General features: G+C 45.3%; 22 protein-coding genes and 1 pseudogene. 18 read left to right on the top strand and 5 right to left on the bottom strand.

Going from position 1 to position 25,077, the window contains the following annotated elements:
* Window positions 1–46 precede the first annotated feature (46 nt).
* Window positions 47–1,171 carry a glutamate 5-kinase gene (gene proB, locus ACMXYN_RS16310; protein ID WP_415892739.1) on the top strand — a complete coding sequence of 375 codons (1,125 nt, stop codon included), beginning with the start codon at window positions 47–49 and terminating at the stop codon, window positions 1,169–1,171.
* 65 nt (window positions 1,172–1,236) lie between these two features.
* Here the strand turns inward: proB and rpsT are convergent, their stop codons facing one another.
* A complete protein-coding gene (gene rpsT / locus ACMXYN_RS16305; protein ID WP_415882698.1) occupies window positions 1,237–1,497 on the bottom strand; it encodes a 30S ribosomal protein S20 in 261 nt (86 codons plus the stop codon).
* Window positions 1,498–1,744: 247 nt separating this feature from the next.
* Here rpsT and murJ point away from each other — a divergent pair, with 247 nt between their 5' ends.
* The 14 genes and pseudogenes from murJ (at window position 1,745) to thiO (ending at window position 16,444) form a co-directional block, all read left to right on the top strand.
* Window positions 1,745–3,241: a murein biosynthesis integral membrane protein MurJ gene (gene murJ / locus ACMXYN_RS16300; RefSeq protein ID WP_415894511.1), complete on the top strand. Its 1,497-nt coding sequence runs from the start codon at window positions 1,745–1,747 to the stop codon at window positions 3,239–3,241.
* 104 nt (window positions 3,242–3,345) lie between these two features.
* On the top strand, window positions 3,346–4,278 hold the full coding sequence (gene ribF / locus ACMXYN_RS16295) for a bifunctional riboflavin kinase/FAD synthetase (protein WP_415892738.1): 933 nt from the start codon (window positions 3,346–3,348) through the stop codon (window positions 4,276–4,278).
* A gap of 16 nt (window positions 4,279–4,294) precedes the next feature.
* The gene (gene ileS / locus ACMXYN_RS16290) at window positions 4,295–7,111 is read left to right on the top strand and encodes an isoleucine--tRNA ligase (protein WP_415892737.1); all 2,817 of its coding nucleotides are present in this window, start codon (window positions 4,295–4,297) and stop codon (window positions 7,109–7,111) included.
* Window positions 7,111–7,641 carry a signal peptidase II gene (gene lspA / locus ACMXYN_RS16285; RefSeq protein WP_415892736.1) on the top strand — a complete coding sequence of 177 codons (531 nt, stop codon included), beginning with the start codon at window positions 7,111–7,113 and terminating at the stop codon, window positions 7,639–7,641. The genes ileS and lspA overlap by 1 nt, the downstream gene beginning before the upstream one ends.
* Window positions 7,638–8,066, top strand: a complete 429-nt coding sequence (locus ACMXYN_RS16280) for an FKBP-type peptidyl-prolyl cis-trans isomerase (RefSeq protein ID WP_415882694.1) — start codon at window positions 7,638–7,640, stop codon at window positions 8,064–8,066. The genes lspA and ACMXYN_RS16280 overlap by 4 nt, the downstream gene beginning before the upstream one ends.
* A 151-nt stretch (window positions 8,067–8,217) precedes the next feature.
* Window positions 8,218–8,280: pseudogene (locus ACMXYN_RS16275) on the top strand (prepilin-type N-terminal cleavage/methylation domain-containing protein); the annotation flags it as partial.
* A 102-nt stretch (window positions 8,281–8,382) separates the two neighbouring features.
* A complete protein-coding gene (locus tag ACMXYN_RS16270) occupies window positions 8,383–8,793 on the top strand; it encodes a GspH/FimT family protein (RefSeq protein WP_415894509.1) in 411 nt (136 codons plus the stop codon).
* Entirely contained in the window at window positions 8,754–9,284 is a 531-nt protein-coding gene (gene pilV, locus ACMXYN_RS16265) for a type IV pilus modification protein PilV (RefSeq protein WP_415892735.1), read from the top strand. Before ACMXYN_RS16270 ends, pilV begins: the two co-directional genes overlap by 40 nt.
* Complete coding sequence (locus tag ACMXYN_RS16260; protein WP_415892734.1) at window positions 9,281–10,333, top strand: PilW family protein; 1,053 nt, start codon at window positions 9,281–9,283, stop codon at window positions 10,331–10,333. Before pilV ends, ACMXYN_RS16260 begins: the two co-directional genes overlap by 4 nt.
* The gene (locus tag ACMXYN_RS16255) at window positions 10,330–10,839 is read left to right on the top strand and encodes a PilX N-terminal domain-containing pilus assembly protein (protein WP_415892733.1); all 510 of its coding nucleotides are present in this window, start codon (window positions 10,330–10,332) and stop codon (window positions 10,837–10,839) included. Before ACMXYN_RS16260 ends, ACMXYN_RS16255 begins: the two co-directional genes overlap by 4 nt.
* Window positions 10,840–10,848: 9 nt before the next feature.
* Window positions 10,849–14,307: a pilus assembly protein gene (locus tag ACMXYN_RS16250; RefSeq protein WP_415892732.1), complete on the top strand. Its 3,459-nt coding sequence runs from the start codon at window positions 10,849–10,851 to the stop codon at window positions 14,305–14,307.
* Window positions 14,308–14,318: 11 nt separating this feature from the next.
* Complete coding sequence (locus ACMXYN_RS16245) at window positions 14,319–14,720, top strand: type IV pilin protein (protein ID WP_415892731.1); 402 nt, start codon at window positions 14,319–14,321, stop codon at window positions 14,718–14,720.
* Between the two features lie 98 nt (window positions 14,721–14,818).
* A complete protein-coding gene (locus tag ACMXYN_RS16240; RefSeq protein WP_415892730.1) occupies window positions 14,819–15,328 on the top strand; it encodes a GspH/FimT family pseudopilin in 510 nt (169 codons plus the stop codon).
* Between the two features lie 30 nt (window positions 15,329–15,358).
* Entirely contained in the window at window positions 15,359–16,444 is a 1,086-nt protein-coding gene (gene thiO / locus ACMXYN_RS16235) for a glycine oxidase ThiO (protein ID WP_415892729.1), read from the top strand.
* A 50-nt stretch (window positions 16,445–16,494) separates the two neighbouring features.
* Here thiO and nadE read toward each other — a convergent pair whose 3' ends face one another.
* Together nadE and ACMXYN_RS16225 are read right to left on the bottom strand one after the other, a co-directional pair.
* Window positions 16,495–17,328, bottom strand: a complete 834-nt coding sequence (gene nadE / locus ACMXYN_RS16230; protein WP_415892728.1) for an ammonia-dependent NAD(+) synthetase — start codon at window positions 17,326–17,328, stop codon at window positions 16,495–16,497.
* A gap of 79 nt (window positions 17,329–17,407) precedes the next feature.
* Window positions 17,408–18,346, bottom strand: a complete 939-nt coding sequence (locus ACMXYN_RS16225) for an outer membrane protein assembly factor BamD (protein WP_415892727.1) — start codon at window positions 18,344–18,346, stop codon at window positions 17,408–17,410.
* A gap of 150 nt (window positions 18,347–18,496) precedes the next feature.
* Between ACMXYN_RS16225 and rluD the strand changes: the two genes are divergently transcribed.
* From rluD to ACMXYN_RS16210, 3 genes are read left to right on the top strand one after another with little or no spacing between them, the layout of a single operon-like run.
* A complete protein-coding gene (rluD, locus tag ACMXYN_RS16220) occupies window positions 18,497–19,468 on the top strand; it encodes a 23S rRNA pseudouridine(1911/1915/1917) synthase RluD (protein WP_415892726.1) in 972 nt (323 codons plus the stop codon).
* 4 nt (window positions 19,469–19,472) lie between these two features.
* On the top strand, window positions 19,473–20,204 hold the full coding sequence (gene pgeF / locus ACMXYN_RS16215; RefSeq protein ID WP_415892725.1) for a peptidoglycan editing factor PgeF: 732 nt from the start codon (window positions 19,473–19,475) through the stop codon (window positions 20,202–20,204).
* A 1-nt stretch (window position 20,205) separates the two neighbouring features.
* Complete coding sequence (locus ACMXYN_RS16210) at window positions 20,206–20,832, top strand: M15 family metallopeptidase (protein WP_415892724.1); 627 nt, start codon at window positions 20,206–20,208, stop codon at window positions 20,830–20,832.
* Between the two features lie 10 nt (window positions 20,833–20,842).
* Here ACMXYN_RS16210 and ACMXYN_RS16205 read toward each other — a convergent pair whose 3' ends face one another.
* Together ACMXYN_RS16205 and ACMXYN_RS16200 are read right to left on the bottom strand one after the other, a co-directional pair.
* A complete protein-coding gene (locus ACMXYN_RS16205; protein WP_415892723.1) occupies window positions 20,843–23,779 on the bottom strand; it encodes an EAL and GGDEF domain-containing protein in 2,937 nt (978 codons plus the stop codon).
* Window positions 23,772–24,878, bottom strand: coding sequence for an FIST signal transduction protein (locus ACMXYN_RS16200; protein WP_415892722.1), 1,107 nt, complete (start codon window positions 24,876–24,878; stop codon window positions 23,772–23,774). The genes ACMXYN_RS16205 and ACMXYN_RS16200 overlap by 8 nt, the downstream gene beginning before the upstream one ends.
* Window positions 24,879–25,077 lie beyond the last annotated feature (199 nt).

Genomic DNA, 25,077 nt, shown 5'->3' with positions numbered 1-25,077 from the left:
AATTGATGTGATTGTTGCTACTACAGACGGTGTTAGGAGTTTTTAAGTGGCTGTAGGTAGGGAGAAGCTCAAGCGCGCGAAGCGTTGGGTGGTGAAGATTGGGAGTGCGCTGCTCACTAATGATGGTGAGGGTCTAGATCTAGATGCAATCAGTCGCTGGGTAGATCAAATTGCTGCTCTTAAGGCGTCTGGTCTTGAGGTTGTGTTGGTTTCCTCGGGTTCGGTTGCGGAAGGCATGACTCGTTTGGGTTGGGATTCGCGCCCTCATGAGGTTTCAAAGCTTCAGGCGGCTGCAGCTGTTGGGCAGATGGGTCTTGTGCAGGCTTATGAAACAAACTTTCAGCGCCACAATACTCATACAGCGCAGATCCTTCTGACACATGAAGATCACTCCAATCGTAAGCGTTATCTCAATGCTCAGGCGACTTTAAAAGAGTTGCTTGAGTTGGGAGTTGTTCCGGTTGTGAACGAGAATGATACGGTTGTCACTAAAGAAATTCGTTTTGGTGATAACGACACGCTAGGAGCGTTGGTGGCTAACTTGGTTCAAGCTGACGCTCTAATCTTGCTGACCGACCAAAAAGGTCTGTTTACGGCGGATCCGCGTCATGATCCTGAGGCGACTTTGATTTCTGAGGCGAGAGCGGGTGATGAAGCGCTCGAGGCGATGGCGGGTGATGGTGGTAAGTTGGGTCGTGGTGGTATGGCGACTAAAGTGCGTGCGGCTAAATTGGCGGCGCGTTCTGGGGCTGTGACCATGATTGCGAGTGGTCGTGAAGATGATGTTCTTCTGCGTTTAAGAGAGGCGGAGGATATAGGTACATTGTTGGTGCCTGAAAAAGGGCCGATGGTGGCGCGTAAGCAGTGGATTGCAGGTCATTTGCAGGCGCGTGGAAATCTTATGCTTGATGCGGGTGCGGTTAAGGCTCTGCGTGAGCGCGGTAAGAGTTTATTGCCAGCGGGAGTTCGCAGTGTGAGCGGTGACTTTTCTCGAGGTGAGATGGTGATCATTAGTGATGAATTTGGTCGCATCGTAGCGCGAGGTCTAGTGAACTACGGTATTGGGGATGCGCAAAAAATTATCGGTAAGCCAAGTGGTGAAATTGAATCTATTCTTGGTTTTATGGGTGAAGAAGAGTTAGTGCATCGAGATAATTTAGTCCTCTCTTAATTGAGAGGCTGAATTTAGGCACAAAAAAAACCGGCATAAGCCGGTTTTTTTACGCATGGCTCTAATTAAAGAGCAGCAATCTGCTTGTTCAGACGGCTTTTAGTGCGTGCGATCTTGTTCTTGTGGAAGATGCCTTTAGACACTGAACCATCTAGAACTGGCTGTGCAGCTTGGAATGCTTCCTGTGCAGCAGCTTTTTCGCCTGCTTCTACAGCAGCAACAACTTTCTTGATGTAGGTACGTACCATGGAACGCAGGCTAGCGTTATGCTGGCGACGCTTCTCTGCCTGGCGAGCACGTTTACGAGATCCTGCGGAATTTGCCACAGTCCGGCTCCTTAAAATTAGTTAGTAAGATATCGGCTTATTGGTATACGCCGAAAATTAGAGGCGAGATTATTCATATTTGAGAGCTGTCTGTCAATAAAACTGCAGAAATTTTCTTGTTGAAGCAGTAATATTCCCATTCTCTTGAGTGTCATTCATGAAATTATAGGCGGAAGCGGTGTCGAAGCAGGAAACGGAAGTGAAAAAATCAGCGGGATTACTGCGATCAAGTGCCGTGGTTGGCGTGATGACCATGCTTTCTCGTGTGCTCGGCTTGGCGCGAGACGTTGTGGTTGCCAATTATTTTGGTGCCAGTGGTAGTGCTGATGCTTTTTTCGTCGCGTTTAAAATACCTAACTTTCTTCGTCGGCTATTTGCTGAAGGGGCGTTTGCTCAAGCTTTTGTGCCGGTGTTATCAGAATATCGTTCGCAAAGGGATCTAAAAGCCGTTCAGCAGCTAGTGAATTATGTTGCGGGCACCTTGGGAAGCATTCTGATCGCAATTACTGTATTGGCTGTGGTAGCGGCGCCCATGTTAACCGCTATGTTTGCCCCAGGTTTTTATATAGGGGATGAGGGTAAATTTGAACTCGCAGCCGAGATGCTGAGGATTACATTTCCTTATCTGCTGTTGATATCATTGACTGCGTTTGCCGGTTCTATTCTGAATAGTTATGAGCGTTTTGCTGTTCCTGCGTTCACCCCTGTACTACTTAATATCAGTTTGATCTGTTCTGCGATCTTCCTAAGTCCTCTGTTCGATCCGCCGATCTTGGCTTTGGCTTGGGGTGTCATGATTGCGGGTGTGGTGCAGTTGGTTTTTCAGTTGCCGTTTTTAGCGCGTATTCATCTTTTACCTAAACCCGCCTGGGGATGGAATGATCCAGGTGTTCGCCGCATCATGACGTTGATGGTTCCGGCGTTGTTCGGGGTGTCTGTTACGCAAATTAACCTGCTTTTGGATACGGTGTTGGCATCGTTTCTACAAACCGGCAGCGTCTCTTGGCTGTACTATTCAGATCGTCTGGCAGAACTTCCTTTGGGCGTGTTTGGCATCGCCATTGCTACTGTTATTCTGCCTAGTTTGTCGCGCAAGCATACCTCTCAATCGGGTGAGGCGTTTTCGTCTACTCTGAATTGGGCAATGCAGATGGTGATGTTTATCGGCATTCCCGCTGCGGTTGCGTTATTTGTGTTGGCCGAACCGTTATTGATCACCTTGTTCCACTATGGCGCTTTAACCGATCGTGATGTCTTTATGGCTGCGGCTAGTTTGCGCGCTTATGCCTGTGGCTTGCTCGCCTTTATGCTGATTAAAGTTTTGGCAACAGGGTATTTCTCTCGCCAAGACACCAAAACGCCTGTGAAAATCGGTATTCAGGCAGCAGTTGCCAATATGGTGTTTAACTTGATTCTTATTGGTCCGTTTGCGCATGTTGGTTTGGCAGCTGCGACAGCGATATCGGCGTTTATGAATGCTGGTTTGTTGTTATATGGGTTGATTAAATCGGGCGTGTTTAGCTGGTCTTCTGGTTGGGCCGTTCAATTGCTGCGGATGTTGGTGGCGAATGTGGCGATGGCTATGGTTATCATCCAGTTGATGGGTTCAGTTGAAGAATGGCTGCAGATGGACCTGTGGGCGCGAATCTATCAAATGGCGATTTTGGTGGTTGTTGGCGGGGCTGTTTATGCAGTTGTGTTGGCTTTTGCGGGCTTGAGAGTGCGTCATTTGAAGCATAATTAAGTTTATTTTGCATTCTGTTGCTTACAGTGGGTCTCAGTAGTACAGGTTGGATATTATCTGAGCTATAATGCCGCGTTTATTTTTGGCTGTAGCAAGAGTACCTGATGGAACTAATTCGCGGATTACATAACCTGCGCGAAAAACACCGAGGTTGTGTCGCAACTATCGGCAATTTTGATGGCGTGCATTTAGGTCATCGACAGGTACTTGCTCAGGTAAAGGCAAAAGCGAAGGAGCTAAACCTGCCTTCGGTTGTGATTACCTTTGAGCCTCAGCCTCAAGAGTTCTTTACAGGTGATAAAGCACCACCGCGCTTAACCCGTTTTGGTGAAAAGTACAGATTGTTGCAGGCACAGGGTATCGATCGCCATCTTTGCCTAAATTTTAACGACCGTCTTCGTGCGATGACGGCGGAGCAGTTTGTACAAGAGCTATTACTGCATGGTTTAGCGGTGAAGCATTTTGTCGTTGGTGATGATTTTCGTTTTGGTTGTGACCGTTCAGGTGATTACAACATGTTGTGTGATGCAGGCGAACGTCATGACTTTACAGTGGTGAATACACAAACGTTTTTAAATGCTGATGAGCGTGTTAGCAGTACACGTATTCGTAGCATGTTGCAGCATAACGATCTGGAAACAGCAGCTGCTTTGCTAGGTCGTCCTTACGCCGTTTCAGGGCGCGTGATGCATGGCCAAAAACTGGGCCGCCAGCTTGGAGTGCCAACGGCAAATGTACGTATGCATCGTTATGCTTGCCCTTTGCGCGGGGTCTATGCGGTAGAAGTTAAAGGCCCAAACTTTACTGCTCATGGTGTATGTAACGTTGGTATACGCCCAACCGTTTGTGGTCAGCAGCCGGTGCTTGAAGCACACCTGTTTGATTTTGATAAAGATATTTATGGGCAGTTGCTAACTGTCGAGTTTAAGCAGTTTATTCGTGATGAGCGTAAATTCTCAGATATCGATGCGCTTAAAAAACAAATTTTTGCAGATATTGAAGATGTGCGTGCTTACTTTGACCGCACCCGTAGTTAATTCGGAACTTATAACCATGACCGATTACAAAGCAACATTGAACCTTCCGGAAACAGCTTTCCCAATGCGTGGCAATTTGGCTCAGCGTGAGCCGAAAATGCTACAGGGTTGGCAGAAGATGGATCTGTACCAGAAAATTCGTGAAGTCAGTGCTGGCCGCGATAAGTTCACTTTGCACGATGGCCCTCCATACGCAAACGGTGATATTCACATTGGTCACTCGGTTAATAAGATTCTGAAAGACATTATTATCAAATCCAAAACAATGAGCGGATTTGACGCGCCTTATGTGCCGGGTTGGGACTGCCATGGTCTGCCAATCGAACATAAGGTTGAGACTAAGCACGGCAAAGCGGGCGTGAAACTGTCTCACAAAGACTTCCGTAAAAAGTGCCGTGACTACGCTTCACGACAGGTTGAAGGCCAGAAGAAAGACTTTATCCGCTTAGGTGTTCTAGGTGATTGGGATAACCCATACCTAACAATGAATTTTGATACTGAAGCCAACATCATTCGTGCTTTGGGCAAAATCGTTGAAAATGGCCACCTAGTGAAAGGCTTTAAGCCAGTTTACTGGAGTGTTGTGGGTGGTTCTGCCCTAGCCGAAGCTGAAGTGGAATATCAGGATAAGACTTCTACAGCGATCGATGTACGTTTCACTCCGGTTGATCAGGATGGTTTCCTTGCGAAATTTGAGGGTCTTGAAGGTGAAGGCGAAGCGTCAGTTGTTATCTGGACGACAACGCCTTGGACACTGCCATCTAACCAAGCGGTATCTCTAGGTGGTGAGCTAGCCTACGTGCTTGTTCAACTAGATCTAGGTTTAGGTGCGGAGCGTATTCTTCTAGCTGAAGGCTTAGTTGAAGATGCTATGAAGCGTTACGGTGTTGAAGAGTACAGCATCGTTGGTCGTTGTCAGGGCCAAGCACTAGAGAAATTTGAACTACAGCACCCGTTCTACGAGCGTACAGTTCCTGTAATCCTAGGCGATCACGTAACCCTTGATGCGGGTACGGGTGCCGTACATACAGCACCAGACCATGGTGTGGAAGACTTTGAGGTTGGCCGGAAATACGGTATTGGCACAATGAACCTAGTGAACGCTTCGGGTGTTCTAGGTGAAGGTGCGGGCGTATTTGCTGGCGAACACGTTTACAAAGTGGACGATAAAGTCGTTGCACTACTAACTGAGAACAACAAGCTTGTCTTGGAACACAAGTTCCAGCACAGCTACCCTCACTGCTGGCGTACCAAAACGCCATTGATCTACCGTGCGACACCTCAGTGGTTCGTAAGCATGGAAGAGAAGGGGCTGAAGAAAGATGCCCTAGAAGCGATCAAAGGTGTTGAGTGGTTCCCAGGTTGGGGTCAAAACCGTATCGAAGCAATGGTTGAGCAGAGCCCTGATTGGTGTGTATCCCGTCAACGTACTTGGGGTGTGCCAATTGCACTGTTTATCCACAAAGAAACTCAGCAGCTACACCCGAATACACCGGAGCTAATCGAACAGGTTGCTTTGCGTGTTGAAAAAGTGGGTATGGATGCATGGTTCGATCTGGATGCTGCAGAAGTATTGGGCGACGAAGCTGATCAGTACGAAAAAGTAACTGATACCTTGGATGTTTGGTTTGATTCGGGTGTAACGCATTATTCTGTAGTTGATCAGCGTGACAACTTGGAATACCCAGCTGATATGTATCTTGAAGGTTCGGATCAGCACCGTGGTTGGTTCCAGTCTTCTTTGAAAACTGCGATTGCTATCAAAGGCAAAGCGCCATACAAACAGGTGCTAACGCACGGCTTTACCGTTGATGGTCAAGGCCGCAAGATGTCTAAGTCGGTTGGTAATGTTGTATCCCCTCAGGAAGTAATGAACAAGTACGGCGCGGATATCTTGCGTCTATGGGTTGCTTCAACTGACTACAGCGGTGAGATGACTTGTTCTGACGATATCTTGAAGCGCGCCGCGGACGCTTACCGTCGAATTCGTAACACAGCACGTTTCTTCTTGGCTAACCTAAGCGGTTTTGATCCTGCTCAGCACATGGTTAAACCAGAAGATATGGTAGCGTTGGATGCTTGGGCTGTAGATCGTGCTGCTCGTTTGCAAGAAGAGCTAATCGAGAACTTCAACCAATATGAATTCCTACAAGTGTTCCAGAAAGTATCTCACTTCTGTTCGCAGGATATGGGTGGTTTCTACCTAGATATCATCAAAGACCGTCAATACACAGCAGCGACTGATTCACATGCGCGTCGTTCTGCTCAGACTGCGCTTTATCATATTGTTGAAGCGTTGGTTCGTTGGATTGCGCCAATCTGTAGTTTCACTGCAGATGAGATCTGGGCAACGCTTGCGGGCGAACGTACTCAGTCAGTTCATTTAGATACTTGGTATCAGGGCCTAACCAAACTACCTGCGGATAGTGCATTTGATTCTGCGTACTGGGAACAGGTAATGGCAGTGAAAACTGCGGTTAATAAACAATTAGAAACTGAGCGTAGCGATGGCAACATCGGCGGTAGCTTAGAAGCAGAAGTGACTTTGTATTGCGATGACGCTCTACAGGCTTTACTAGGCAAGCTAGAAGACGAGCTGCGTTTCGTTTTGATCACATCAAAAGCGGCAGTAGCACCATTAGCTGATGCACAAGATGCTAATGATACAGAGCTTGAAGGGCTTAAAGTTAGCGTGGCTAAAAGCGCTGCTGATAAGTGCCCGCGTTGCTGGCACTTCCGTGAAGATGTAGGTCAGGATTCAGACGATCCTGAGCTATGTGGTCGTTGTGTTGATAACGTTAAAGGTGCCGGTGAAAGCCGTAGCTTTGCTTAATGACACAGAGCACTGAACAACAAACACAATCAGCGCGAAGCTGCCTCATCTGGGGCGTGCTTTCGCTGCTGGTGGTTGTGCTGGATTTAGGAAGTAAATACTTAGCGGTAACTAATCTAAAGTATGCCGATCCTAATCCCGTACTGCCAATGTTCGATCTAACGCTGTTATTCAATACTGGCGCTGCTTTTAGCTTCTTGTCAGAAGCGGGTGGCTGGCAGCGTTGGTTCTTTGTAGCAATTGCTCTGGTCGTGAGCGTTGTACTGGTGATCTGGCTAAAGCGTACGCCTCGTATCTATTGGTGGTTAGGCTTAGCGCTGTCTCTCGTATTGGGTGGTGCTTTAGGCAATTTATATGATCGGGCAGTACAAGGGTATGTGATTGATTTCATCTCCCTGCATTATCAGAATTATTACTTCCCCGCTTTTAATATTGCGGATACCGCTATCACGATTGGAGCGATTATTCTGATTCTGGATATGTTATTTCTGGAAGGGAAGCGCAAATCATCTGAAGAGAGTTCACAATGAGTAAATTGATCGGTCCGGGTAAAACCGTTACGCTGCACTTCGCAATCAAACTGGAAGACGGTCAAATAATTGATTCCAATTTTGAGGCTGAACCCGCGACTTTTACAGTGGGCGATGGTAACTTGTTGGAAGGTTTTGAAAAAGCACTGTTCGGCTTGGAAGAAGGGACAAAACAGACCCTTAAAATTCTGCCGGAAAATGGCTTTGGGATGAGTAACCCAAGCAATGTGCAGAATATCCCTCGCAGTCAGTTTGAGGGAATGGAATTAGAACAAGGTTTGGTTATTTCATTTGCGGATGCTGGCAATGGTGAGCTTCCAGGTGTGATAGCCGAATTTGATGATAAGATGGTTTCGGTTGATTTTAATCATCCGCTGGCAGGGAAGAAGCTAGATTTTCAGGTAGAAATTCTTCAAGTTAGCTAAGATGATATTAAGAGCCCGAATTATTTAATTCGGGTTTTTTGTATTTGCCTTATCTTAAGCTATTCTTACTTGAGACCCCTCGTAAAAATCTACCTATGGCGTATGTTCCCTTAAACGACTAATCTTAAATTATAAGAACTTTATTTATTGGATGTCGTACATGTTGTTTAGGGAAAAAGGTTTCACTCTTATAGAGTTGATGATCTCAGTCGCGCTCCTCGCTATTCTTTTGTTTATAGCGGTGCCTAATTTTTCTGGCTTTGTTGCTTCCAGCAGGCTTGTTGCATCTAAAGAATTGTTGATATCGAGTATATCTTTGGCACGTTCGGAGGCTATAAAACGCGGGGACGAAATAATCGTGTGCCGAAGGGATGCCGCTAATGATGAGTGCTTTGATGTTGATACCACCGGCGGCAATGCCGATTGGTCTGATGGTTGGTATGTTTTCCACGATGAGAATGACGATGGCACGCTCGACGCGGATGAATTGATTAAAGTTTATTCTGATATAGCTGAATCCGTAGCTATTCAGTATTCCCGTGGTAATGCCTTTATCTATGATGGCACAGGGCTTTTAAATACAGCATCAACTGATGATGAGACGTTTACGATTACTGATAGTGGTGATGGGAATTTAGGCACGGCCATTTTCTTAAGGCCCACGGGTAGGATAAGGATGTGTCAAGAATGGCAAACGAGTACGGCAGAATGCGCAGACGACAACTAGGTTTTAATTTGATTGAGGTGATGATTGCTTTAGTAATCATCTCCTTGGGTTTGCTTGGGCTTGCTGGTTTACAAGTCTCTTCTCTGAAACAAAATCAAAGTGCCTATTACCGCAGTCAAGCAACTTTGTTCGCTTACGATATTGCTGATCGTATGCGGGCAAATATGGATGAGGTTAATGCAGGCAGCTATTTTGTTGCGAGTGGTGCGATAGAATCAGACTGCATTAATTACACTGGTTCAGCAACGGGTTGCGATGCAGGTGAGATGGCTAGTCATGATATAGGCGAATGGCTGGCTGCTATTAATGAAGAACTCCCTTTAGGTGGTGGTTTAGTTTGCCGTAGTGATCTTACAGGTGATGATTTAGGAGCGCCTGATTGTGAAGATCCTGGAGATGCCAGCAACCCTGTGGTTGTTTATGTCTGGTGGAATGATGATAAATCTGCCTCGGGAGCTACAGCCCAGTTTAGTGTGGGTATCGAATTATGATGTCTGAAATGAAACGTAAATCTAGCCAGCGAGGCTTCTCATTAGTTGAGCTACTTGTATCCGTTGTTATTGGTTTATTACTCGTAGTAGGTGTTCTACAAGCGTTTTTGAGTAGTAAAGAAACGTACACCATGCAATCGGGCTTAGCTAAATTGCAGGAAAATGGGCGATTTGCCATGGCCTTTTTAACGCGGGATCTTCGGCAGGCCGGTTATTCCGGGTGCACCAGTAATACTACATTCGCCAATACCCTTAGAGATGCCAGCGGAGCTTTGCCTAGCTACCTTGACTTTGATGCGACTATTACAGGTGTAGATAACTTAGGTGCGGGTGTTATCTATAGTACTACCTCTGCAGCTCAAGGCACCGATGTTGTAGAAGTGCGTTTTGCTGATAATTCAAATTCATGTGACGTTGACTTCCATAATGTGAATTCTGCAAATTTACATTGTACTGATACAAATCCATTCAACGTTGGTGATCTTTTAGTCGTTACAAACTGTACTCACACTGCGTTATTTCAAAAAACTGGTCCTGCTGCAAATAACCAAATAATCGTCCATAACACAGGTAATGGTGTTGATATTGGTAACTGCACGAAAGGTTTAGGGGTTCCTGTGGAATGCACTGCAAATGGCACAGGCTATCAATTTAGTGACGGCATTGTGTTACAGCTCAATTATTATCGTTATTTTATTGGTATCAACGATCATGGTGAGCCTTCTCTATTCAGAGAAAGTATACAAAATAACGCTGGCGTTACAGGAACAAGATCGAGTGAGCTGGTTGAAGGTGTAGAAGACATGCAGGTGCTTTATGGCGAAGATACTAACAGCGACGGCACCGCTGACTACTATGTTCCGTTTGATGAGGTAGCTGATGATGAAGATATCATTAGTATCAGGGTAAGTCTGTTGATGCGCTCTAGTGAAGATAGTATTGCCAGAGATGGTCAGTCAGTCCTCTTTAATGGAGCAACAGTACCTTTTAATGATGGGCGTTTGCGTAAAGTGTTTACCACGACCATAGCCTTGAGGAATCGCTTATGATGAACCGACTTAAAAGTTCTCAGACAGGAGCAACGTTAATTATAACGATGATCTTCCTCTTAATTATGAGCATTATTGGCTTAGCGGGCATGGACGTAACCGGCTTGGAAGAGCGTATGGCGGGTAACATGCGCGATAGGAATAAGGCATTTCAGGCCGCAGAAGCTGCTTTGTTGGAAGGTGAAGATTACCTAGAAACGTTTGTGATATTGCCGGCGTTTGATGGTTCTGATGGGCATTATGCACTTAGAACAGATGGTGAAAAAAACTGGGAGTTTATCAATTGGAATACCTCCAGTGCCGTCAGAACCTATACAGGTGTCGGCTTTTCAGAATTGGAGAACTTACCAGCGTATATAGTAGAAGATTTAGCAGCAGCCGCTGCAAGTGATAGTTTGGAAGTAGGTGTGCCTGTAGATAACAAAAGGTTCTATAGGGTTACCTCACGTGCCGTAGGTCAGACAGGGTCGTCGGAAGTCATGTTACAAATAGTGTACAAACGCTAGGAGGCGAAAATGAAGCTTTTAAAATCAAAACACCTTTTCCATTTATTGCTTCCTTCAGCGCTTATTTTCCCCGCAGTCGGTAATGCTGATATTGCCCAAAGCCCCTTATTTGTAAATACCGCTATACAGCCAAACATCTTCTTTTTGGTCGATGATTCCGGAAGTATGGATTGGGAGGTTTTACTATCAGAAGGTGCAGTGGCTGCTTATCCAGGTGCGCCATCATCGGGAGATATTGATATTGCTCCTGATCCTGATGAGCAGCTGGAGATGCTGGGTGCGTGTGTAGGTATCAATGTACTGTACTACGATCCAAATGAAACCTACGCGCCGTGGGTAGGCAAGGATATAGATGGAAATGATTACGCCGATCAGAGCATCAGTGCAGCCCGAGATAACCCTTACATCTCTGGTACAGTCATAGATTTAACTGATGTTGACGAGGATGATAATTCAGCTGGGTATGCCATATGGGACGATGCTAATAATAATGGCGTTTATGAGATAGGTGAATGTCCTGATCCTACAGATGCTGCAAGTTATGACTACGATACGCAGTTTGTAACCGTTGCAGAAATGACCGCTGCTGAGCAAACTAACTTTGCCAATTGGTACAGCTATTATCGTAAGCGCGAATATGTAATGAAGGCCGCTATGCTTGGGGTTGTGGATGGATCGACTGCAAGGTTAGGTGTAGGCGCTTTGCACAATAATGGTACATTTAGTGGTTTTCCTATAGCCGATGTGACTACGGGAACAAATCGAGAAGATTTGGCAGATGAAATATCGCAGATTGCTTCTTCGTCACGCACGCCGCTCAGACTAAGGCTGGAAGATGTTGGTAAATATTTCGAAGGAGTATCTGATACCACTTTGTTTGGCTCTTTTGAGCCAAGCCCTATTTTAAGTGCTGCTGATGGTGGTTCGTGCCAACAAAACTTTGCAGTCGTACTCTCGGACGGTTATTGGAACGGTCGTATGCCTTCGGTCGGCGATGCCGATACCGATGATAATACTGATTATGATGGCGGTGAATATGCTGATGGCACCACCATTAATGATGGTGCTGTCGATCGCGAACCCGATTCGTGGGACTTGTATCTAAGAACTCAAAACACGCTTGCTGATGTGGCTATGCATTATTATGAGCGTGACCTCAGTACAACTCTAGATAATGAAGTGCCGACATCGCCGCTAGATGGTAATAACCAACAGCATATGGTGACCTATACTGTGGCGTTTGGTGTGAATGGAACCTTAGATGATACCCCTCCAACGGTATTAGGTGCTAAAAATTGGCCTTCTGTTCAAGGGGGGACCTCTACAACTATCGATGATATGCGCCATGCTGCATTTAATGGGCGTGGTGATTTTTTATCAGCCGGTTCGCCGACTGCTTTAAGACAAGCATTGTCTAACGCGGCTGCGACCATTGCGAGCCGTACTTCTTCGGCTTCTTCTGTGGCTACCAACTCAACCCGTTTAGATACCAACTCTAAAATCTATCAAGCGCGCTTTACCAGTGAAACATGGTCGGGTGACCTTTTAGCGTTTAGTTTAGATGAATTTACGGGCGCGGTTGATACTCTTGTTTGGAATGCAGCAAGTTTGGTTCCTGCAGCAGCTGATCGAAATATTTTTACTTACAACCAAGACAATGCTGTTGGCGCCCGAGGCGTCGCTTTTGAACATGTCAATTTAAGTGCTGCGCATAAATTGTTATTAACCGAAGATGAGGTTAATTATTTACGAGGTGATCAAACAAACGAGGGCGCACTTTACCGGTCACGTACCGCAATATTAGGCGATATTGTAAATTCGGATCCGCTGTTCGCAAGTCGAGACGATTTTAACTATTACGTGTTAGAGCTTGATGGAGCTGGCTTTGCTACTTACGATAACTATTTGGCGGACACAAGCAAAGATTGGCAAAAAGGCAACCGGACCGACATGATTTATGTTGGGGCCAATGATGGCATGTTGCATGCTCTACTTGGTGATGGCGATACCGACGCAACCTGTGTTGTAGGCTCTCAAGTGTGTGAAGGTGAAGAGGTTTTCGCTTATGTACCAAAAGCAGTTTACAGCAACTTAAAGGACCTAACTTCAAGTGGTTATAGTCACCAGTTTTATGTAGATAATTCGCCTGTCCAAGGTGACGCTTATATTGACTGGGGTGATGCTGATAGTCCTCGTTGGGGCACTGCTCTTGCTGGTACCCTCGGTGCTGGCGGTAAGGGTATTTTCGCGTTAGATATATCCGATCCTCTTGGCTTTGAAGGTAGTGATGTTTTATGGGATTTGGATGATACGGATCTTCCTGAATTAGGTTATACCTTTGCAAAGCCTACGATAGCTAAGATGGAAAATGGAGAATGGGCTGTGATTGTTGGTAATGGTTACCACAGTGCGAATCATGAGCCTGCACTTTATATTCTCAGTCTAGAAGATGGCAGTGAAATTGTACCTCCTTTAAAAGTGGGAACTAGTTATCAAGGAACTGCTGCAAATACCAATGGCTTATCGACCCCTATTGTTATTGATACGGATGGCAATCGTAAAGCGGACACTATTTACGCAGGCGATCTTCAGGGCAATATGTGGAAATTTGATGTCTCGAATAGTAATGAAAGTAAGTGGGACATTCCTTATTACGTATCAGGAAATAAAGCCCCTTACGCGCCTCTTTACACGGCTTGTTCTGCCGATACATGTACGACAACGAATCGACAGCCAATTACATCGAAACCTCAAGTGGTTAGTAATTCAGTAGAAGGGGTCGTTGTTTTATTTGGTACGGGTAAGTATTTCGAAACTGGGGATAATACCGATACATCAGTAACTCAGTCGTTTTATGGAATAAATGACACGGGCTCTAAAGTTGATGACCGAACTAAATTGCAAAAACAAGAGATTGTGGATGAACAGCCTATTGCCGAAACTGGGTTTACCCATGATATTCGGGTAACGTCTAATAATGATGTAGATTACACAGTCAAAGAAGGTTGGTATTTAGATTTCTATTATGATGAAACACCAGCAGATAGTGCGCATGACCATCCAGGTGAGCGTGTTGTTGCAGATCCGCTGGTTCGTAATGGACGCGTTATCTTCCCTACGTTAATTCCTGAAACAGACCCTTGTTCTTTTGGCGGTACCGGTTATCTTATGGAGCTCGATGCCCAGACAGGTTCTCGTTTAGAGATATCGCCATTTGATAACGATGGCGATGGAAGCATAAGTGATAGTGATTTTGTACATATTGATACTGATGGCGACGGTCAAAAAGACACTTGGGTGCCGGTATCTGGTAAGAAATCAGGTGTAGGTATTATTAAAACACCAGGTGTTATCTCTACAGGTGATAATGAGCTTAAATATACATCTGGTTCATCCGGTGATATTGAAGTCACAATCGAGTCTTCAGGTGATAAACTGGGCCGGCAGTCTTGGATTCAGATTAAATAAGGTATGGCAGGATGAAGAAAAACGCAGGCTTTTCACTAATAGAGCTTATGATTGCGGTAGCAATTTTAGGGATTATTGTTTCTATCGCTTACCCGTCATATCAATCTTATCTGCGCGACTCGCGTCGCGCTGATGCCGAAGGTGTATTGGTCGAAATGGCTCAATGGATGGAGAGGCGCTACACGGTTGATGGTAGCTATAACGAAGGAGGAACTCCTACGTTGCCTATTCAGCAATCTCCTCGAGATGGCGCAATACATTATGTTATTTCGATTAGTGCCATTGGCTCAGAATCATTCACGTTAACGGCCACTGCTCAAGGTGCTCAAAACCAAGACGATTGTGGTCATTTATCAATAACGCAAACAGGTGCTAAGACGGTTACAGGTGGAGGGCGAAAGTGCTGGGATTGATACTGCCTAAGTAATACTCAAATAGCACCGCCTACAATGGACTGTGGGGGTGAAAAGTGGACAAGGATTGTTCTCGCTTATCTCGAGGGCACGCATCTTTGCGTGCCTTTTCTTTTGGTTTTTCATTGATTGATTTGCTGATGGCGCTCGGATTACTAACCGTTCTCGTTACTGTGGCTGTTCCGGGACTAAATGCTTTTTTACAGAAGAGTGAGCTTATAGGGGAGCAACAGAAGCTTCAAAGTTTACTCTCATATACGCGTATGGCTGCGGTGACTCAGGGAGAGCATGTTGTTATCTGTAGATGGGATGGTGAAGGAGGGTGTACAGGTAAAACTCAGCGTCCAGCTCAAATATGGAGGACCGGCGCTTTGGTCTTTGTGGACCTCGATCAAGACAGGGAGCTAGATTTGCCTGAAGAAAAGATTCTTAAAATTTTCTATTTTTCGGATGCTAATCAAATATCTTGGAATAGAGGTGAAACATTGGTTTATGAAGGGGATGGCTCAGTGTATGGTTCATCAAATGGAACATTTACAATTAGTAATGAAGTAGATACCTACCAGTTAGTTGTTTCAAGGGCTGGAAGAGTCCGCAGGGCGTTATAAATTTTAAGAGTGAATGGCTAAGGCGAAGAAATGTCTGATTTCTTAATTATTGGCGGTGGTGTGATTGGTATGATGTTGGCGCGAGAGCTTGCTCAAGCTAATGCTGATGTCACGTTGTTAGATCGCCAAATGTGTGCACAAGAATCTTCTTGGGCGGGTGGTGGTATTGTTTCGCCTTTGTATCCTTGGCGTTACCCTGATGCCGTAACTGAGCTTGCTACCTGGTCACAGAGTAGTTATATCCATCTAGCACAAGATCTTTTGGATGAAACTGGTTTTGATCCTGAGCTGCGCCAAAAAGGCATGCTAATGGTTTCTGTAGAGGATCAGCAGAATGCTCTCGATTGGGCTCAAAAATATCACAGGCCTTTACGTAAAGTGGATGCCGACTTCCTCTACCAGAAAGAGCTTAATCTTTGTGCTGGTTTAGAGGAAGGCTTATGGATGCCTGAGGTCTGTAGTATCCGTAACCCACGTTTAGGCCGTTCCCTACGTGAAAGCTTAGTACTAAACCCACGAGTGACTCTGTTAGAGAACCAAGAAGTAAAAGGTTTTGAGCTGGATGGTAATCAAGTTGTTGGTGTTAAAACTGCAGGCTCTAAGCTTCGTGCGGATAAAGTAATTATCGCTGCAGGCGCATGGAGTGCAGAGTTGTTATCTATGTTAGATAGAGAGCTACCTGTAGAACCTGTACATGGGCAAATGATGTTGTTTAAAGCTAAGCTAGGTTTGGTCAATCGTGTCATATTGAAAGGTGGGCGTTACGTTATTCCGCGCAATGATGGCCGGGTATTGGTGGGTAGCACAATGGAGCGTATTGGTTTTACTAAACGCACGACGGAGGATGCTGCGAAATCCTTACATGCTACTGCACTGGATATTATTCCTGCATTAGCTGATTATGAAGTAGAACATCATTGGTCAGGCTTAAGGCCGGGATCGCCAGAAGGTATCCCTTTTATAGGTGAAGTGACAGGCCTAGATAATCTATTTATCAATGCTGGTCAGTTTAGAAATGGCTTAGTGCTGGCACCGGCATCTACTCGGCTGCTTGCCGATATCCTACTAGGTAGAGATACAATAATATCTGCTGAGCCTTATCGAATGGATCGCTAAGTTAAAAGCCTGCAAACACTCAGTAATGTTCGCAGGCTTAGTCGTGATGCTTAGTCGTAGATGGTTGGAATCGGTTGACGCTTATGTTGTGTGCGATTGTAGATCTCGATAATACGTTGCTCTACTTCCGCTTCAACGCTCTTGCCTTCTAAGAAATCATCAATTTGATCATAGGTTAGGCCTAGTGCTTGCTCGTCAGCTTTTTGGGGCGCTAAACACTCAAGATCAGCCGTAGGCGTTTTTTCTACAAGCAGTGCGGGCGCACCTAAAGCTTCAGCTAGCTGACGGACTTGGCGTTTGCTCAGGCCAAATAAAGGCGCTAGGTCACATGCTCCATCCCCCCACTTGGTATAAAAGCCGGTGATGTTTTCGGCGGAATGGTCGGTGCCAATAACTAAACCACCGACGATGCCAGCAACTTCGTACTGAGCAATCATGCGTGCTCTAGCTTTTACGTTGCCTTTAGCGAAATCTACAGCGCTATCTGTCGCCTGATTGAGCAGAGCTTCAGCTAGAGAAGCAGTGACTTCTGAATGAATTCCTTCAACCCCTGGCTTTACATTAACTGCAATGGATTGTGTGGGTTGGATAAATTGAAGTGCTAGTTGAGCATCTTCTTCATCTTTCTGTACGCCGTAAGGCAAGCGCATAGCAATAAATTGATAGCTGCTATCGCCGCTTTCTTCGTTTAGTTCATTGACTGCTAATTGCGCGAGTCGGCCACAAGTGGATGAGTCCACACCGCCACTAATACCGAGTACAAGGTTCTTGAGGCCAGAAGCTTTAAGTGTGTTTTTAATAAAGCTTACTCGGCGTGCAATTTCTTTAGCAGGGTCGATTTCAGGTAGTACCTGCATCTCTTTGATAATCGCTGCTGCCTGCATATTTATCTCTCTTATTTCTCTTTGTGGTTCCCTAAGAGGCAAAAAAGGCACCTTTAAGGTGCCTTTATATTGTTCTTAGTTATTTCTTCTGTTCTTCGTCTTCATCATCAAATACACCAAACGTTATGGTGCTGAAGAGAGAACGATCAGGTTTGGGTGCATCAGTGCTCTCATTCATGCGAACAGGAGTAGCTACTGGGGCCTCTTTAGTGTCGCTAAACAGGTCAAATGTCGCGGCATCAAAAAGAGTCTTCTCACCTTTATAAATAGGTGTGTATTGGTAGTTCGGGAAGTTTTTCGCCAACACTGATTGCGTATCTGCAGCTAGGTCTTGCTGACCTAAGTGGGTGTAAGCTTCAATCATGACTGCTAGAGCATCAGGTACAGCAGGTGTTTCCTGCATGTTTTCAATGACATAGCGACCACGGTTAGCGGCAGCAACAAAGGCTTCACGTTGGATATAGTAACGGCCTACATGTACTTCATAAGCGGCAAGACGGTTTTTTAGGTAAACCATACGCTTTTGTGCATCAGGCGCGTATTGGCTATCAGGATAGCGGCTTACGAGAGTCGAAAAGCTTTCAAAAGAATCTAGGGCAGCACCTGGATCACGTTTAGTCTCATCGATTGGCAGATACTGTGTAATCCACGAGATGTCCTGCTCAAATGCGGTCAAACCTTTTAGGTAATATGCGTAATCAATGTTGTCATGATTAGGGTGTAAGCGGATAAAACGATCTGCAGCTGCACGAGCAGCTTCAGGTTCGTAGTTTTTAAAGTACGCGTAAATGAGTTCTAATTGAGCTTGCTCGGAGAAACGACCAAATGGGTAACGAGCTTCTAAAAGTTGGAACTTCTCAATCGCTACATCAAAGCTTTCGTTGTCCAATGCGGTGATTGCTTCTTGGTACAGCTGCTGCTCAGGAATATCTGGATATTCTTCGATATCTTCAAACCATGAACAGGCTGCTGTCATTAGACAGAATAAAGCAATAATAAGACTCTTGGTAATACGCATCTTTATATTAATCCCGGTGTAGTCTCTTGCCCGAACGGTTATACTGGGCAGAAAGAGGCTATATGCAATTCAACGGCCTATTTAACCATAACTGATAGGGCCTGTTAACAGACCCAGACATATCAATTTAGAAAGTTCTAACAGGTTCGAATGTCTGATCAAATACATTTAGAAGCGCGCATCGAAGATGATCTAGTTGGTAAACGCTTGGATCAAGCGGTAGCACAGCTGTTTCCCGATTATTCCCGTTCACGTTTACAGGGCTGGATTAAAGATGGTTCAGTGAAAGTTGATGGTGAGGTAAAACGTCCCCGAGATAAATTGTTGGGGGGGGAAACCATTGTTATCGATACTCAGCTGGAGATGATCGAAGATCATAAGCCACAGGATATTCCACTGAATATCGTGTACGAAGACGATCATATTTTAGTAGTTAATAAGCCTGCTGGCTTGGTAGTACATCCGGCTGTCGGTCACCGTGATGGTACCTTACTAAATGCACTGCTGTTCCACTGTCCTGATATTGCTCAAGTACCGCGAGCAGGCATTGTTCACCGCTTGGATATGGACACTACAGGATTGATGGTGATCGCTAAGACCATTGCGGCTCAAACGGAACTAGTCGATCAGTTGCAAGAGCGTTCGATGGGGCGTGAGTATGAAGCTGTAGTTCACGGTGTAATGACCGGTGGTGGTACGGTTGATGAGCCAATGGGACGTCATGCTAAAAACCGCCAAAAGATGGCAGTTGTTGGTGTAGGCAAAGACGCGACTACGCACTATCGTGTATTAAAGAAAATGCGTGCCCATACTCATATCCGATTGAAGCTTGAAACGGGTCGTACCCATCAAATTCGTGTGCACATGTCGCATATTAATTATCCTCTTGTAGGTGATCAGCTTTATGGAGGTCGTTTCCGTCTGCCTAAAGGTTGTAGCGATGAGATGATCGAAGGCCTACGTGATTTCAAACGCCAAGCCCTTCACGCTAAAAAGCTTGAACTCTGGCACCCTGATTCGGGTGAACTGGTTTCTTGGGAAGTTGATCTGCCTGACGACTTTGAGCATCTTTTATCGTTGCTTCAAGCCGACTTAGATGCTCATGCAGACGAGATGGTGTAATTAAATGCAATTGATTCTCCCAGATTGGAATGCTCCCCGAGGGGTAAAAGCCTTTACCACTACACGCTTCGATGGTGTGAGTGGTGGTGCCTATAAAGGTTTAAATCTGGGAGATCACGTAAAAGATGATCCCGAGCACGTCAAACAAAATCGGAAGGCTTTGATTGATGAGCTGGGCTTGTCGCGTCTACCTCAATGGCTATCCCAAGTTCATGGAATTGATCTGATCGAAGCTAAGGATGATGGTTTTTGTCGTGAAGCAGACGGTTGCTGGAGCCAAGAAACGGGTCAGGCATGCATTGTAATGACGGCTGATTGTCTTCCAGTATTGTTTGCTGATGGTAATGGTAAACGTGTTGCAGCAGTGCATGCCGGTTGGCGAGGGCTGCTGGATGGTATTTTGGAGCAAGCTGTCGAGGGCTTTGATAAGCCAGAAAATTTACATGTTTGGCTCGGCCCGGCTATAGGCCCAGATGCATTCGAAGTAGGGAAAGAGGTGCGAGATCAATTTGTCGCGGTACAGGCGCAGGCTGGTCAAGCTTTTACCTCTGTTGTTGGTTCACCAGATAAGTATCTAGCAGACATCTATCAGTTAGCTCGTCAAAGGCTAGAGGCTGTAGGTGTAAGTTTTGTCTCTGGCGGTGAGTATTGCACCTATACTGATGCAGAGCGGTTTTATTCCTATCGCCGAGATGGTGTAACAGGCCGAATGGCAAGTCTGATCTGGATTGAATAACGTGGATTTAATTACTACCAAGCCCGAACTCTTTGTTGATCTCTTAGAAGTCGACTCCAGCATCGTTTTAGACCTTAAATATTTTACTGGCGATAACTTTGTTGGTGAGTCAATTTGCGGTTATCTGAGTGAGACTTGCCTGTTAACTAAACCTGCAGCATTAGCTCTGCAAAGGGTTCAACACTCGCTTACTGAATTTGGTTTGGGGCTAAAAGTATTTGATGCTTACCGACCTCAACGTTCAGTTGATCGGTTTATTGCTTGGTGTGACCAAGATGGTGCTAACCATACACAGGAACGATTTTTCCCTACATTGCAGCGCCCGGAGCTGTTTAGCAAAGGGTATCTTATTCGGCATTCCAGCCACACTCGGGGAAGTACAGTTGATCTGACATTGATCGATTTAGATTCCAAGGAAGAACTAAATATGGGCACAGAATTTGATTTCTTTGGCCCTGAATCTTGGTTTGATTCCAAAGCGGTAACAGCACAAGCGCGTGCGAATCGCATGTTATTACAGCGAGTAATGGTCCAGCATGGCTTTGTTCCTTTCCATCAAGAGTGGTGGCACTTTACCTTGCAGGATGAGCCATTTCCGAATCAGTATTTTGATTTCGAGATAAGCTAATTCGACTTGTTTATTTCCAATGTTGGCTCAGGTTAAACGCGGCTAGCCAATCTGGGATCAGATCTGCGGGCATCGGTTTAGCGATGCCATAACCTTGTGCATGGTGGCAGCCTAATTCCATCAAACAGCGACCATGTTCAGCGCTTTCCACTCCTTCAGCAATTACGCCACGGTTAAAAGCTTTACCTAGGCCTATGATGCCTTCAACAATTGTTTTGTCTTCATCATCGTCCAGCATATCCATAACAAAACTACGATCAATTTTTACTGTATCAGCAGGGATTTTACGTAGATATGTAAGAGACGAATAGCCCGTGCCGAAGTCGTCTAAGGCGAACTTTATCCCTAATTTGTGACATTTATCGATGATGTCGCAAGCTGCGCTGACATCGTTAAAGGCAGTGGTTTCTAAAACTTCTAACTCGATTGCTTCTGGTGGAACCTCTGGATATTTAGCCAGTAGGTTGGCTAATTGATCAGGAAACGCTGGGTTTTGTAAATGTTCGGCCGAAATATTGATGCTGGTGGATAGTTTGAGCCCCGCAGCTCTCCAGACCCGAAGTTGTCGTATCGCTTCATTCATTACCCAGGAACCTAGCTTTGTAGCAAGATCTGAGTTAGTTATATGTGGGAGAAAGCTATCTGGGGGCAGTAGGTTTAGGGTTGGATGTTGCCAGCGGATGAGTGCTTCTACACCGTAAACTTCACCCGTTTGCATGTTGATTTTAGGCTGGTAAAACAGCACAAATTCTCGATTTATCAGTGCTTCGTGAATCTCATCTTGCGCTTTGTGTTGGTCTTGAGTTTGTCGATCTACTGCAGGATCAAAAAAGTGGTAGCGGTTGCGGCCGGTTTGCTTTGCGGTATACATTGCCTGATCTGCATGACGGATCATGGTATCTGCATCTGAATTATCGTCAGGGTAAAGTGTTGCGCCAATGCTGGCAGAGATAGATAGGTGACGCTGCTTTATTTGAAAGGGCATTGCCAGAGTACGGTTTAAATTCGCTAATATCCCTTGGCAGTGCGTGATATTTTTTAGCTGCGTTAAGATCACAACAAATTCATCACCACCGAGTCGCGCTATAACTTGCTCTGGGCCTAATGTCTCTTGCATGCGTTTTGCCGCTTCGACTAGAAGCATATCACCAACATCATGACCATAAGTGTCATTAATAGGTTTGAATTCATCTAAGTCGATATAAGCGACCGCCATTATCTGCTTATGCTGTTTACAATGTTGTAGCGCTGTTTGTAATCGGTCTGAGAGTAAAACGCGGTTTGGAAGTTGGGTTAAGGCATCAAAATGGGCCATTTTTTCTAATTGATGCTGATGTTCTTTGAGCTGTGTAATATCGGAGAAGATACTTACGTAATGAGTGGTATCTCCGTTTGGGCTTTTGACCGCAGCAATATTAAGTAGTTCTGCGTAAATTTCTCCAGATTTATTGCGATTCCACACTTCGCCACGCCAGTGCCCATTTTGTCTGAGGCTCTGCCACATGGCAGCGAAAAATTCTTCACTGTGATGGCCTGATTTTAATATGCTGGGGGAGAGACCGATAACTTCTGCGGCGCTGTAGCCTGTTAACTGATAAAAAGCGTTATTTACATCCAGAATGACCCCTTGCTCATTGGTAATCATCACGCCTTCACTTGCATGTTCGAATACACTCGCAGCCAATCTAAGTTGTTGTTCGGTGCGTTTGCGTTCAGAAATGTCTGAAATGAGCGTGACAAAGTGATTAATCTTACCTTCTGTACTTTCTTGCGCGCTCATCGCTATCTCTGTGTGCACAACTGGACCAGAGTAACTGATTAGCCGAAGTTCATGACGGACATGGTCAGTGTCGTCATTAAGTAAACTTTCACACATCAGTTTAAAACTGCTTTGGTCATCAGGATGGATCAGTTCTAATAGCGGAGTGATTTGTAGGTGTTCTGGCTCGTAGCCAAGCATTTCGCAAAGATAAGTGTTGGTTTGGATCCAGTCGCCGTCCGTCGTAATCAATGCCATACCAATCAAACCGAGCTCAAAATAGCTACGGAATATTGCTTCGCTCGTGCTTAAGGCTTGCTGTGCTTCGTGTAGCTGGGTGATCTCGTGGCTTACGCCTAATACGCCAACGATTTCTCCTGACGCTGATTTCATAGGGGTTTTGGTTGTTTCCAGCAGAGCGCGGTGACCGTCATTAGCAAATGTGACCCACTCTTGGAATGTATTGGTCCTATCAATTTCTAGTGTTGCTAAATCATGCTTACGGAAAGAGTCTGCGAGTTCTTTATCGACAAAGTCGTAGTCTGATTTACCAACTATTTCATGCTCCAAAGCACCAAAGAATTCTTCAAAGCGAGTATTGCATGCTAAATAAGTACCGTTTGGATCTTTAAGCCAAACCAATTCAGGAATAGTGTCAACTAAGGAGTCGAGGAATGATCGTTCTTTATGTAGCTGTTTATAGGCTAGTGCACCACCTAAAGCGACAAATAGCTTTCCGATGATGGGCCTTAACTGTCGTAGCTCTTTTTGCGTGAAGTAACTATCGTCGCGCAACAAGCGAACGTAGCCTAAGGCCCCCAAGCGAAATATAGCAGCACTTCCCTCTGTACAGTGTTTCTCTGCGAGTTGTTCAGACGATGCTGTCGCTAAATCGTAGCAACAGAAGTCTTCATCATCTTGAAGTGAAATAGCAGGGTGGTTGAAGGGAAGCTTAGTATCTTTTGACCGGCTAAATGGGAAAGCGAAATAAAGATTATATTCTTGGGTCGATTGAGTAAATTTTTCCGGTAATAGCCATATGCCAAGAAACGTAATTTCACTTTGACGCATGAGTGATGCGGTGAATTCTTGGCATACCTGATCCGGATCTAGACTATTTCCTACAGCCAATGATAATTCGTACATCCGCTGTATATCAGACCTTAAGTCTGTTGGGGTTTTACTCATAGAAACTGCATATGCCGAAGGTTTTATTATAGAAGTTTACCGGACGCTCGCCGTTACTTGCTATTTCACCTAAGGCTAATATACCGGAGACATCCGTGCCTGGGTTTATTTGGTTTACTTGCTCGTAAACTGTGCGTAGCTCTGCCGGAAATTGACTGTCTAGCGCAACCGTTCGTGATAAGCAGTCACAGACCAAAACCCCCGATGTGTCGGTCGACATGGTTTCTTCAACCGCTTCTCGGGCCGCTTCTATTAAATGTTCAGGGGTGCCTTCTACTAGGTACATGAGTGCCCCTTGAGGGATATCAGACAAAAACATCACGTCGTTATTGCCACAGAGTGCGATTGGGTCTCGAACCACATCTTCTGCACCTGGATGCTCAACTGCAAACGGGTATCGAGGTGTTACATCTTTGTAAAAACGCTCGGCCGGAGTCCCTTGTAGTTTAGATGGAAGAGAATTTCGGTATGCGGTTTCTGCATCTTCCCAATCTAGTTCGTGAAGGACGTTGCCCGTGGTTCTGCTAGCAACAAATGGCCCTGAATGTCTAACCCAGCCGTGTTTGGCAACACTGCGACTTGTTTGGTCGATAATTGCGACTAATGCTGAATCTAGCTGCGTACCCCACGGCCCAAAAATGCAGGCTTCGGGTTTTAGATCGTGGTTTCCTGCGCCAGCACCAAAGTAGCTACAGCGTTTGCTATAGCGGTTGTAAAGTTGGTTAAGCAGGTTGTCGATTTGTGGGGATAAGCAATCAACCAAGGTGAGGCAGGTAGCGCCCTCTTCAGGAATGTCATTGTAAGTGGGCAAGGTAGAGATTTTTTCTTCTTTAGAAGGCATCGGCAAAACAACGGGAGGGTTAAGGCAACTGACCTTAATGGCTAGTGCGCCTTCATAGAGCATACGCTTTCCGTGGATTAAACCGGGAAATACTGCGCCAAAGAACCTGCACTCTATTAGGTTCAATTGTTCGACCAAATTGTCGAGATCATCTTGATGTTTGTCAGCAAGAAAAATTAACCAATGCTCATGATCCTTGAGCGTTTCGCCTCCGATTACAGAAACAAGTTCTGAAATATCATTAAATCGGATGTACATCTCACACCTTACTTTCTTGTATTTATTATTCAGGTAGTAAAGAACCCATTAATATACTGAGAAGATTGTTATTGCAATTACCTGTTTAGAGTAGGGTCATGACCTTATCTGAATCCTAACGCTTTCTCCGCATTTAAGAATATAGCCTAAATACCGTGATTTCTTTGGGACAAGCATCGGATTGCTATTGTGCTCTCTG

It is taken from the genome of Neptuniibacter sp. PT8_73, from assembly GCF_047778045.1.
In the GTDB taxonomy this organism is placed as follows: domain Bacteria; phylum Pseudomonadota; class Gammaproteobacteria; order Pseudomonadales; family Balneatricaceae; genus Neptuniibacter.
The sequence above is the reverse complement of the archived record's forward strand: the minus strand, read 5'-3'. Positions and strand labels throughout refer to the sequence as shown.